Origin of the sequence: Mangrovactinospora gilvigrisea (assembly GCF_001879105.1) — a bacterium.
Lineage (GTDB): Bacteria > Actinomycetota > Actinomycetes > Streptomycetales > Streptomycetaceae > Mangrovactinospora > Mangrovactinospora gilvigrisea.
This window is the reverse complement of the sequence record NZ_MLCF01000058.1, coordinates 1-10,935: the sequence shown is the minus strand read 5'-3', so window position 1 is coordinate 10,935 and position 10,935 is coordinate 1. Positions and strand designations below refer to the sequence as shown.

The following is a 10,935-nucleotide window of genomic DNA, read 5'->3' as shown; positions in this document are numbered from 1 at the left end:
CTCACCCCTCACCCCTCACCCCTCACCCGGCGTTGAGTGTGGAATGCGTCTCCCCGATGTTCTGTTCAGCCCTGGCAATCTGCGCCTTCAACGAACTGACGTCCCGCTCAACCCGCGCGATCTTGCCCTGCACCTTCCGGACTTCCTTGCCCGCGGCCCCAGCCGCGGCCGCGTAAGTCGCGGACAGCTGACGGTGCGTCGCGCGGAAGCGGCGCGCCGCCGCCTGAGCGTCCGACATCTCCGCCTGAGCTCGCCGCTCACTCGCGCGCAGTTCCCCCAGCTCGCGATTCGCCTTGTCCAACTTCCCCTCAAGGCGCCGTTTTTCCCTCCCGAGCTCACTGATGCGATTCTTCAGCCGCTTCTGCTCGTCCTTGTCCATCAGGATCACCCTCTCTCGTGTAGCTGACACCATTAATTCTGGTCTCGCCGCAGAGAAAATTGATCATCCATTCAGGCCGTCAGAAACGCCAACCGGCCATCAAAACCTGACCGTTCAGACGATGGCACCCGCCCGGCAACAGCACTCACCCCGATACCGCCGGAGCGCGGGGCAAAGGGAGGCCCGTCCTCCCCGCAGGACGCGCCCAACCCCCCGACCCCGGAAGCTTGATAGCAAACCGCTCAAGATGCTATCATATAGAAGTCAGGCGCAGAGTTCACCACTCAGCGCACACCAGCTCACCGGAGGAACACCATGACCGCCATCGGCCGCGCCCTCTCCTCAGTCCTCGTCGCCCTCGGCGTCGCCCTCATCACCGTCCTCACCATCGCGGCCGCCGTCGCCATCTCGGCCCTGATCTTCCTGGCCAAGGCGGCAGTGCTCGCCCTCATCCTGATGGCCATCGTCGGCCTGCTTCACATGGCCTTCGCCGCCGTCCCGGCCTGGGGCATCGTCACCTGCCTCGCCATCACGTCGGCGGCCATGCTCGCCGTGTCGCTGCTCCGCACCCTCTTCGGTACCAGCACGCCGCGCGCCTGACCCGCACAGCGAACCGGCCCCGCCGCGCACCAGCGGCGGGGCCGGACGCCGCTCCCGCGCCACCCGGGACGGCAGGCAGAGGGTGGGTGGGGTGCGCGGGGCGGGCGACCGTCCACATAGGACAACCACAACGCAGCGGCCCCCTACACGTTCACGGACAAGGCGGAAGGCAGCCCCCGACAGCCGCGGCACAAACCGCGGTCAGCTGACGAACCGTCGAACGCCGTCCGTTCCGAGGTACGGGGCAGGCGACAACACGCCCGCCCCGCACCCGAACCCACCTAGCGAGTCGGCAGACCAAGATTCGCCAGCTTCTTGAAAATAGGATCAATCAGATTCTTGCTAATCTTGGCCGCCCTCGCATTGTTCGTAGAACGAAAACTCAGGGTAGCATCGTCGATATCTTCGAGAAGTTTGCGAGCATCTCGCTTTTGCGACTCCGACATATCGGACTCACCGATTCGCCGCCGGATGCGCCCCACGCGCCTGAGTATTTCCTCTTTGAGGTCATTCTTATCTTTATCGCCAGCCACCGTACTACCTCCTTGCTCTCCATCCTCCCGAAATCGTCAGATCCTGATCGTGGACTGCGTATGCCCCCGGCCCTCGGTCGGCTCATAGACCGCGACCACCGCGCCGAACATCGTGACTACGATCCGCTTGCGTGACTCGGTGGAGACCGAAGCGCCCTTCGTCCGCCAATCAGCCAGCTCCCCGCGCAGATTCTTGTATTCAACGGTGCCCGATGGGACCTCGCTCCCGCTCCGGGCGTGGGCGCACATCCGCACCGTGATCTTTTGAGGCTTCGCGTGATCAGCGCGGATATTCCGCGAGATGGGTGATCCCTTTCCTTGGACGTCGAGCCTGTAATACGTCTCGCTCCCGTTGGTGTGGCGCACCCGGTAATCCCAGCTCCCCACACGATAGACTAGCGCGCCATTGTTCGCAGCAAAGAAAATCGCATCCGAGACCTGAGTCGCCGTCATCGGCGTTGTATTCTTTTTGAAGACCCCGGGGTTGATATTGATCCTCTCCACCGGACCGACTTCCCTACCCATGATATTGCGCTCCCCTCCTGTATTGCTCTTTCGGGTACGACCTTACGCGCTAGCTGTGGTTCCGTATAGCGCATTGTGACGCCGAACACATCAGAGATGTGGACTGTATCGGTAAAGAGGCGATCCGGCATTTGCGTCAGCAAAGCATTGACCAGAAAGCCTTGCGATGCCTGGCGATGGCGCGTAAGTTCATACATGTACCGAGCAATACGGGCTCACCACCCGGAGACACCAAGGAAAGGCCAAAGACCATGGGCATGATCGACTCGGCGAAGACCTTCGGGCGGGCCGTCAAGAGGTTGACCAAGCCGAAAGAACTGATCAAGGACCTTTCGAAGGCTGCGGCCACGAAGGCCCTGGAAGATCGAGTCAAGGACCTGGAAGGACGCATTAAGCAGGCGAACGAAGCTCGAAAGGGCATCCTAGAAGTCATGAGTGAAAATGCAGTCGCCTTTGCTCAGCCTCAAAACTCTCGCCAGCTGAAGCTGCACAATGACGCCCTTGACGACTGGGAGCGCCACATCAAGTACATCGGAAGGCAGATCAAGCTCATCAAGAAGATGATCAAGAAGCTGTAATCGCGTCGGGGCACCCGCTCGCAAACCTGGCGACCCTGCGCAATTCGCACACATCGCCACTGCAATGTACCTCTCAGTGAAAAACCGTCAGGCGCCACCAGCCTGACAACCAAGAAAAGGAGAACACCAATGGGAAAGATCGCCGACGCTGCCAAGGCTTGGACCAAGGCGCAGGCCACCAGGGCGGCCAAGGGTGCGGGCAAGGGCATCGGAAAGGGCATCAAGAAGAGCGGCGCGGGCCTTGGCAAGGGAACCAAGTGGGTCGCGTCCACGGCATGGAAGAAGTTCCTTGAGCCGAAGTGGGCGGACGTGCAGGAGTCCCGGGAGGAGGCCCGCAAGCTCAAGAGCGCCGCCGAAGGGTGGGCCAAAGGCGTCAAGGAGGGCCAGACCTGGAAGTTCGGCGGCCACCATGTGTACTTCCAGCTGGAAGGCCGCAAGGTCCTCAGCACGGCGATGCACAGCACACCGCCGGGGCTGACTCCCCTTCAGGTGTTCGCTCGCTACTTCGACCCGGAACGGCCTGACAACACCGAGCCGAAGAAGGCGTGACGGCCCGGGAGGGGCTGAGCCGGGCAGGCTCCGCCCCTCCCCCGCGCCACCGGGACCGGCCCACGACACCGCCCCAGCCGCGCCGGACCGACCCGGCGCGCACACCGCCGCGGAGCCGTACCGCCAGGGAACGCGTACCGGCCTGTCCCTCTGTCCCTCCTGGTGGGCCCCACTGCCGCACGGCCGCACCCCGATCACCGTCAGCCGGGTTGGAAGGTACAGGGTGGTCGGGTTGCCCGAAGAGAACGCGACGCAAGACCCGGGCGAAACCCTCGACGCCCGCCACACACGGAGACAGAGCACGCCCCGGCACCCAGGCCGGTCACGCCTGCGGAGAGCGGGTGCGGCCGCCCCAGAGGGGCCGCCGCACCCGCCCGCGCGCCGTCAGCCCTCCAGCGCCCCGAGGCGCTCACGGACCAGCGCGCACGTGATCGCCGACGGCTCGTGCTCACCGGCCAGCTCGGCCGCGTGCCGGATCTGGGAGTCCGTCACCTCGTCGGCGTCGTACCCCAGACCGTTGTTGATCATGTACTCGGCGATGGCCGACGCCTTCCGGCTCCGCGCGACCTTGACGTACCACTCGCGCGGCTTCCCCACGGGCAGGGCGACAACGACAGCGAAAGCAGCCATAGCGGGCTCCTCTGGTGCTCGGTGGTGAACCAGTAACTAAAGTATAGCGCTATGAGGCGGTGACGTCAACTCATCGAGGCAGCGACCCCCATTTGCACGAGCACATCCCCAGCGCCCTCCGGAAGGCGAGGGAGAGGGTGGCGCGGGGCGGCAGCGGGCGCCGCGAGTCAACCCCGCGACACCAACCACCACCGAGAGGAACTGACGTCCCCTCAGAACTTGAACGAACCGATCATCTTCGCGACCGATCCCATCATGCTCGTGATCGACGGCGCCACCGAGGACGACGCCAGGTAGAACCCGAGCAGGATGCACACGATCGCGTGACCCACGTGGAGGTTCGCCTTCCTGATCAGAAGGAAGACGATGACCGCGAAGAGAACCACAGCCGAAACAGACAGAGCCATAACGAATGCCCCCAAGAGCGAGTTGGTACCAGGGTGGTATCCCCGGCTCATGACAACAAGTATATAGGAGAATGGCAGGTCACGACACCCATTACCCCCGGTAAGTCACCCCCGGAATCGACGACTTGGCACACGGGGACGGCAAGGAGAGGGAGGGCGGGTCGCATCATGATCCACATCGGTGGTCCGATTCGCCGTCGCAACGCCCCACCGGAAGCGCGCGTGACGCCGTTTCTCCAGGTCGGAGGGCATGGCGCCACTAGGTAGAGGGTTGTAGATTCACATTCGCAATGCTATACTTTAGATGTCAGACGGCCTCACCAGCCGATTACCACCAAGTTAGGGGCATCCCCAGAATGCACGCCGCCAGCATCTTGACCCTGGTTACGTCCACCTTCGGATCCCTCGGCCTGGGCGCCTTCCTCTACCTCACCGCTGTGAAGAAGAGGAAGCCCCTCCAGACGGTGGCCGGTTGGGGCTTCGTCATCGGTATCCTGCTGGCCCCCGGGCCGGTCGGCGCCGGTGTCATTCACGGCCTCACCGCCTCCATCGGCCCGTCCTACCAGGGTTATTCGCTCGGCTTTTCTCTCGTGGTCGCCGCCGCAGCCGCGTACTGCGGCTACAAGCGCGGCCACTCGTACACCGGCTGGTGGTTCATCATCACCATCGTCGCTGGTGTCACCCTCGCCCCCGGACCCATCGGCGCGTTCGTCAACGGCTTCGTCAACGGCGCGGTCAACTGGTTCCACGGCTGATCAACCGCACCACCCCAAGGGGGGTGGGCCGCATCTCGCGGCCCACCCCTCTCAGGCATGCCCCGACTTCCCGGCCACGACCACCGCACGGCCGCCGGGGAGCGAGGCACAGGGTGTTCGGGGTGGCCTGAGAGCCGCTGGCCAAACACCCCACCGACGAGATACAGGCCACCCGCCACCAGATTGCCCATCGATGCATTTTTGACTATGATTAAGAAATCATCCAAGTTACCAGCTTGGGGAGCCTCACCAACTCCGCGCGCGCCCCACCAGCCCGCGCCCTGACCCCACAGGGGGAACCGCCGTGCCCGGCACCCATCCGCACGCCCGCCGCTGGTCGGCCCTCGCCGTCATCCTCACCGCCGTATTCGTCACCTCGCTCGACTTCCGCATCGCGAACGTCGCCCTCCCCGCCCTCCGCCGCGACTTCCACGCCTCCCCCGCCACCCTGCAATGGGTGATCATCTCCTACATCCTCATAGCCGCCACCGGCTTCATCCTCACGGCCAAACTCGCCGACCTCTACGGCCGCCGCCGCATCTTCACCCTCGGCATCGTCACCTTCACCGCCTCCTCCGCCCTCTGCGGATTCGCCCCCACCGCCGCCCTCCTGATCACCGGCCGCATCGGACAAGGCGCCGGAGCCGCCCTCATGGGCCCCGCCGCCGCCATCACCCTCGCCGCCCTCTTCCCCACCAACGACCCCCACCGCGCCCGCGCCTTCGCCTGGTACGGCAGCATCGGCACCCTCGCCGCCGTCCTCGGCATGGCCCTCGGCGGCATCCTGATCGACGCCAACCTCTTCGGCCTCGGATGGCGAACCGCCTTCCTGGTCAACCTCCCCATCGGCGCCGCCGCCTACCTCAGTCGCCGCCTCATCCCCGAAACCCACGGCCACCACCCGCACGACTCCACCCGCACCCTGGACCTGACCGGCGCCGCACTCCTGACCGCCGGACTCATCGCCCTCACCCTCCCCCTCGTCCAAGGCCCCGGGCTCCACTGGCCGCTGTGGTGCTGGCTCACCCTCACCGCCTCCCTCCTCCTGCTCGCCACCTTCACCCACCACCAGCACCGCCGCACCGCCAACGGCAAAGCCCCCCTGCTCAACCTCGACGTCTTCCGGCAACGCGGCTACCCCACCGGCGTCCTCGCCGTCATGATCATGTACGGCACCTCCGGCGCCCTCGGCGTCGTCCTCGTGCAGTACCTCCAGCAACACCGCCACATGACCGCCGCCGCCGCCGGAGCCGTCTTCATCCTCATCAACGGCGGCTACTGGGCGACCAATTCAGCCGTCGCCCGACTCCTGCGCCGCTACGGCCGCACCCTCCCCCTCACCGGCGCCGCGATCATCACGGGCGGATTCGCACTGCTCGCCCTCGCCGGACCCACCGGCGCCCTGTGGCCCATCCTCACCGGAATGACCGCCATCGGCATCGGCCAAGGCTTCATCGACACCCCGCTGTACTCCGCCGTCCTCGGCAGCGTCGCCCCCCACCTCGACAGCGCCGCCGCCGCCGTCCACGCCACCGCCCGCGAGAGCGCGGGCGCCCTGTCCATCGCGCTGATCGGCATCGTCTACTACGGCGCCGGATACACCGCCAGCATGATCACTCTCGCGGCCGCATCCGCCGCCCTCATCGCCCTCATGCTCGGACACGGCCGCACCCTCCCCCACGCCTACACCGCGCGCTGACGGACGGAGGGACCGGGCGGGGGCGGTCACCACCCCCGCCCACGTCCCGGGGCGCGGCAAGGCGGCACCTGGGGTCATAGGAGGGTCCGGCCGGGACGCGGGAAGCAGCGGGGACGCGGGGAAGAGGGAGGGACGGCGTCCCGCGGCGGCACGCGGCGCCCAACGGCAGCGGCGCGCATGGGTCCATGGGTGGACGGGAGCACCACACTTGCGCTATACTTTAGCCATCAGGATACACCACCTGATCCACCAATCCTCACGGGAGGAACCCCATGGCCACCACCCGCCGCCGCATCCTCGTCATCGCAACCCTCATCCTCGTCGCCCTGGTCGCCAGCGGCGCCGTGGCCGCGTTCCTCGGCCTCATCGTGATGATCTTCTTCCTCCTCCTTCACCTGGCCATCGCGGCCGTCCCCGCGTTCGGCTTCCTCGCCTGCCTGGCCATGGTCTCCGCCATCCTGGTCCCCGCCCTGATCATCGCGGCGGTCAGCGGCGGCCTGCTCGCCTCGCTGGCCCGCTCGGCCGCCCGCCGCTTCCTCAAGTAGCCCCGGAGGGCATCCGCCGCCGGTCGGCCCCCGCGTCCATCGAGGCGCGGGGGCCGACCAGACGCGGAGACGACCTGGACCGCTCAGCCCGACCGAAGCCCACTGGCGCGCGGGGCAAAGGGAGGTTGCTTCCCGCAGCCGCACGCTTCCCGGGACCCACCCGACCGGCGGACGGGCGAGCCCCGGGAAGGTCGCCGCTACACGCCCAGGCTGGCGCGCAACGCCTGCGCCACCGCTTCATCGCCCTTGCTCTTGCGGACCTTGGTCACCTCGGCCCACACGTACCGCCCGTCAACCAACTCCTTGGCGATCAGCGCGCGAGTAGCCGCGCTGGCCTCCGTGCGCTGGAACAAGATCACGTGTTTCGGGTCGAGGCTCACATCCACCTTATAGACCGCACGCCCCGCCGTGATCGTCGCCCCACTGGCCGTCAGGCGGGATACTCCCTCACACACCGCGCGTGCGATGCCTGCCGCGTTCGCCATGCCGCTGTTCTCCATTTCTGTTTTGGTGCGGCGGGTTGGTGGCCCGCCGTTGCCTCGAAGCTGGAAACTCATCGCTCGATGGCTTCTAAAGAATATCATTAATCGATCTTGCGCAATACATGAGCCACGCCACACATGATCCCCGTGACAGGAATGCGGCAGGTGCGTAAAGGAGAGGGAGGGGTGTGCTCGGCAACGGCATCTCTCCGCGCGGCAGGACGCGCCAACGCCGCGACTCGGCAACTCGGCAACCGAAATGGCGGGGCCCGGCCGGGACGCATCCGGCCGGGCCCCGCCTCTCGCAATCTGCTACGCCGTCACGAGTGGGGGACCTTCGCGAAGACGCGGCCGAGCCTCGTCACCTTCCCGTCGTCGTGGGTCTTCAGGGGGTCCAAGCCCCCGTCCGCCCTGACGGCCCGATCGACCTGCTCATCCGTCAGTTCCGCGCTGGTGTTGATGACGCCCTTCCTGACCTCGCGCCACTTCGCCATGGCGAACTCCTCTCCTTGGTGGAAACCGGGGCGGTAACCCCAGAACATGCCGTGGATTTACTAGTATAAGATTTGCAAAAGCAAAGTGCAAGGCCTATTCGGCTGCGACTTGCGCGATCCCGATACCGGGGGGCCGGGAAGAGGGAGATGTCGTTCCGCCCTTGCGGGCTAACCTTCTCTCGTAGTGATACTCTTTAGATGTCACTCTCTTGGCTCACCACCTCACTTAGGTAACCACCCCACCGAAACGGAGAACACCGATGCGTTACCTCCGACGCCAATCCCCCGAAACCTATTGGCTCATGACCCCCGAAGCCCACACTGCCGCCGGACTCCAGGACGGCGGAGCCTACGGCATCACCATCTCCCCGCGCGCCGCCGCAGCCGCCCGCAGCAAACTGACCCGCAGCAGCTACGTAGTCGTCCAGGCCGCTAACGGCGAACACAAGGTGTACCAACCCGGAACCGACCCTACGACCATCGACCACAGCACCGACCGACACCCCCGAATCGTCGGCATCTTCACCCACGCCCCCGCCTGACAACACACTCACCACCCGCGCGGCCCACCACCGCACACCACCAACGGAAGGCATCCGCAGCCATGAGCACACCAGCGACGGCGACCGCCATTGCCCGACTCCTCAACCTGACAGCCGCCAGCTACCGCGTCGAACACGTCAACGCGCAGTACCTCCTCAAGCGCAACGACGGCACCCGGCAACGTGCGAAGTGGGTGATCATCAGCTCCGCGAGCGACACCCTCAGCGCCCAGGAAGCCGCCGACACGTTCCGCCCCTACATCAAGCCCAACCCCCGACACTGACGGATTCCCTGATTCCCGACGGCGCGCCCCCGTCAGCAGCACCCAGACACTCGCGGGGGCGCGCCGACACAGACACGGTGCAGCGGGAGCGCGGGGAAGAGGGGAGATGGTGTTACGCCCTCAACGCCCGGCCACCGTTCCGGGGGCGGACGCTCGGGCTACCGCGTCAGTGCGGCAACGCGTCAACGCTCGACGCGTCAACGGCAGGCGCGGACACACGTGCGGTGACGGCGCCACGCGACGTGCAGCGAGATCAGCACGGCGAAAACCGGCAGGGCGACGATGACGCCGACGACGGAGGCGGCAAGGAGGAACATCCCGGTATAGGCGAAGAGGGCCAGCGCCCAACGAGCGCCGTAGATCAGCGTGATCGAGACGAAGCTGGCGGACAGGACCCAGAGAGCGCCCCACGTCTGGCCGCCGAAGTGAGCGGCGCCTATGGCGGTGATCACGATGACACTGACGGCGAGGAGGTGCCATACGATCGGGTGCCTACGGAGGATGGTCATGGCGTCGTCCGCCTCCCTTGGTGGGGTATCAGCTGGTGCCTGCTGATGACTCAAGTATAGCATAAGGTGCGCATGCGGTGCACGCTATTGCGCAGGAGGGATTGGGATGCCCGGAAGAGGGGTGACTACGTCCCGCGCCCAGGAACTCGGAGGCGCCCGTGACTGCTCACTCGAAGCCGTCGATCGTCTCGTAGACCTCGGACATCAGCAACGGGTCGTAGTCGCGCGCCGCGTCGGACACGTCCAACACGGCCAGTTCCGCGACCTGGATCATCAGCTCTGTCGGTGACCCGGAACGCAACGCGTGAACCGCGAGATCCGCCTGACGCAGCTTCTCGCGCAGCTCGCCGCCACTGAGGCCGTCGAGGTCGCCGATCGACAGCTCGTTGACCCTGGCGCGCACCTGCTCCAACTCCTGCCCGAGCTGGGCGATCCTCGCGTTCCCGTTCATGTCATCCTCCCGGGTTCGATCAACCCTATTGCTAGTATATAGTCATCACTGCGTATGCGTCAACATGCGGCGCCCCCTCCCGATCATCGAAGCACAGGGGCGCGGGGCAGAGGGGGATTCTCGTTCCGCGCAAGCGCATGCCTCCCCAACTCGGTTGAGCTGCCGGGAGTGGAACGCGGAATGCCGCCAACACTCATGGGCTGAGCGCACCTGGCGGGTAGCTGGCACGGAAGGCACAGGGGGATTCTGGTGCGTCATACCCGACCTCACCCGCGGTTCCCCCCGGGGGGAACTCCCCGCTGTGGCTTTCTCATCCGAGTTCACGGCCGCGGTCGCAACGCGATCGGCGCGACCTTCCGAGTTCCCCCCGGGGGGAACTCGGTCAGACGAAGCTTCGAAGCCTCCCCCAACATGACGAGTGGGAAATCCCGAGCCATGACGGCGCCGAAGGTCACGCGTCACCATCCCAGAACGACCAAGGCGGCTCGGCTGGGCGGCCCTTCGCCGGGTACGCCCGGCAAAGGGGCCAGGGGCGGAGAGAGGAGAGAAGAAGAGAACAACAGAAGAAAACAAGAACAGCGAAACCTCGCCCCCCGACACACCACTAGACAGACACCTACCTACGGCCCCGCCCGTCCACATAGCTCAGCCACCACGGCCCCCGCACGTACGCACGAACCTTCACCACCGACCACCCGCACGTCGCTTGAACCTCAGCCACCCACTGACCCACACCTGCCTGAACGCCAGCCACGACCTGACTCGCACCTTGCCTGAACCTCAGCCACCCACGTCCTTCACCCACCGCAACCACCAACTCCGTGTCGGCCGAACCGACACGGAAGCCATGCCTCATGCATGCTCCACCCAATCCACATAGCCGCCACTCCCTCACCCGCCACAGCCACTAACTCCCCTGTTCCACATCACCCCCACCCACTCAACCCGCACCCCCACCCACTCAACCCGCACC

At 65.9% G+C, this 10,935-nt stretch carries 17 protein-coding genes; 8 read left to right on the top strand and 9 right to left on the bottom strand.

The genetic code is table 11. The features are described 5' to 3' along the window. Positions 1-22: 22 nt before the first annotated feature. Positions 23-379 (bottom strand): hypothetical protein, encoded by a 357-nt coding sequence (locus BIV57_RS12165; RefSeq protein ID WP_139275625.1) that lies wholly within the window; start codon positions 377-379, stop codon positions 23-25. A 315-nt stretch (positions 380-694) separates the two neighbouring features. Between BIV57_RS12165 and BIV57_RS25140 the strand changes: the two genes are divergently transcribed. Then, complete coding sequence (locus tag BIV57_RS25140; protein ID WP_071656770.1) at positions 695-979, top strand: hypothetical protein; 285 nt, start codon at positions 695-697, stop codon at positions 977-979. Positions 980-1,260: 281 nt separating this feature from the next. On the opposite strand, the gene BIV57_RS24595 is transcribed toward BIV57_RS25140, so the two are convergent. Together BIV57_RS24595 and BIV57_RS12155 are read right to left on the bottom strand one after the other, a co-directional pair. Then, entirely contained in the window at positions 1,261-1,512 is a 252-nt protein-coding gene (locus tag BIV57_RS24595) for a hypothetical protein (protein WP_139275623.1), read from the bottom strand. A gap of 36 nt (positions 1,513-1,548) precedes the next feature. Next, positions 1,549-2,016 carry a hypothetical protein gene (locus BIV57_RS12155; RefSeq protein ID WP_071656769.1) on the bottom strand — a complete coding sequence of 156 codons (468 nt, stop codon included), beginning with the start codon at positions 2,014-2,016 and terminating at the stop codon, positions 1,549-1,551. Between the two features lie 272 nt (positions 2,017-2,288). Between BIV57_RS12155 and BIV57_RS12150 the strand changes: the two genes are divergently transcribed. Further along, entirely contained in the window at positions 2,289-2,615 is a 327-nt protein-coding gene (locus BIV57_RS12150; RefSeq protein ID WP_071656768.1) for a hypothetical protein, read from the top strand. Between the two features lie 129 nt (positions 2,616-2,744). Continuing rightward, positions 2,745-3,164: a hypothetical protein gene (locus BIV57_RS12145; protein ID WP_071656767.1), complete on the top strand. Its 420-nt coding sequence runs from the start codon at positions 2,745-2,747 to the stop codon at positions 3,162-3,164. A 384-nt stretch (positions 3,165-3,548) separates the two neighbouring features. Here BIV57_RS12145 and BIV57_RS12140 read toward each other — a convergent pair whose 3' ends face one another. Then, a complete protein-coding gene (locus tag BIV57_RS12140; protein WP_071656766.1) occupies positions 3,549-3,794 on the bottom strand; it encodes a hypothetical protein in 246 nt (81 codons plus the stop codon). Between the two features lie 212 nt (positions 3,795-4,006). Continuing rightward, complete coding sequence (locus tag BIV57_RS12135; RefSeq protein WP_071656772.1) at positions 4,007-4,201, bottom strand: hypothetical protein; 195 nt, start codon at positions 4,199-4,201, stop codon at positions 4,007-4,009. Between the two features lie 356 nt (positions 4,202-4,557). Between BIV57_RS12135 and BIV57_RS12130 the strand changes: the two genes are divergently transcribed. The 3 genes from BIV57_RS12130 (at position 4,558) to BIV57_RS12120 (ending at position 7,200) form a co-directional block, all read left to right on the top strand. Next, positions 4,558-4,956: a hypothetical protein gene (locus BIV57_RS12130; protein ID WP_071656765.1), complete on the top strand. Its 399-nt coding sequence runs from the start codon at positions 4,558-4,560 to the stop codon at positions 4,954-4,956. A 304-nt stretch (positions 4,957-5,260) separates the two neighbouring features. Further along, positions 5,261-6,655 carry an MFS transporter gene (locus BIV57_RS12125; protein WP_071656764.1) on the top strand — a complete coding sequence of 465 codons (1,395 nt, stop codon included), beginning with the start codon at positions 5,261-5,263 and terminating at the stop codon, positions 6,653-6,655. A gap of 272 nt (positions 6,656-6,927) precedes the next feature. After that, positions 6,928-7,200, top strand: coding sequence for a hypothetical protein (locus BIV57_RS12120; protein WP_071656763.1), 273 nt, complete (start codon positions 6,928-6,930; stop codon positions 7,198-7,200). A 197-nt stretch (positions 7,201-7,397) separates the two neighbouring features. On the opposite strand, the gene BIV57_RS12115 is transcribed toward BIV57_RS12120, so the two are convergent. Then, entirely contained in the window at positions 7,398-7,757 is a 360-nt protein-coding gene (locus BIV57_RS12115; RefSeq protein ID WP_139275621.1) for a hypothetical protein, read from the bottom strand. Between the two features lie 245 nt (positions 7,758-8,002). Further along, positions 8,003-8,176: a hypothetical protein gene (locus tag BIV57_RS25135; RefSeq protein ID WP_175548735.1), complete on the bottom strand. Its 174-nt coding sequence runs from the start codon at positions 8,174-8,176 to the stop codon at positions 8,003-8,005. Positions 8,177-8,478: 302 nt separating this feature from the next. On the opposite strand from BIV57_RS25135, the gene BIV57_RS12110 reads away from it, so the two are divergent. Both BIV57_RS12110 and BIV57_RS12105 read left to right on the top strand, forming a co-directional pair. After that, a complete protein-coding gene (locus BIV57_RS12110; protein ID WP_139275619.1) occupies positions 8,479-8,718 on the top strand; it encodes a hypothetical protein in 240 nt (79 codons plus the stop codon). A gap of 62 nt (positions 8,719-8,780) precedes the next feature. Beyond that, positions 8,781-9,002, top strand: a complete 222-nt coding sequence (locus BIV57_RS12105; protein ID WP_071656760.1) for a hypothetical protein — start codon at positions 8,781-8,783, stop codon at positions 9,000-9,002. Between the two features lie 197 nt (positions 9,003-9,199). On the opposite strand, the gene BIV57_RS12100 is transcribed toward BIV57_RS12105, so the two are convergent. After that, positions 9,200-9,511, bottom strand: a complete 312-nt coding sequence (locus BIV57_RS12100) for a hypothetical protein (RefSeq protein WP_071656759.1) — start codon at positions 9,509-9,511, stop codon at positions 9,200-9,202. Between the two features lie 166 nt (positions 9,512-9,677). Further along, positions 9,678-9,962 carry a hypothetical protein gene (locus BIV57_RS12095; RefSeq protein WP_071656758.1) on the bottom strand — a complete coding sequence of 95 codons (285 nt, stop codon included), beginning with the start codon at positions 9,960-9,962 and terminating at the stop codon, positions 9,678-9,680. Between the last annotated feature and the right edge of the window lie 973 nt (positions 9,963-10,935).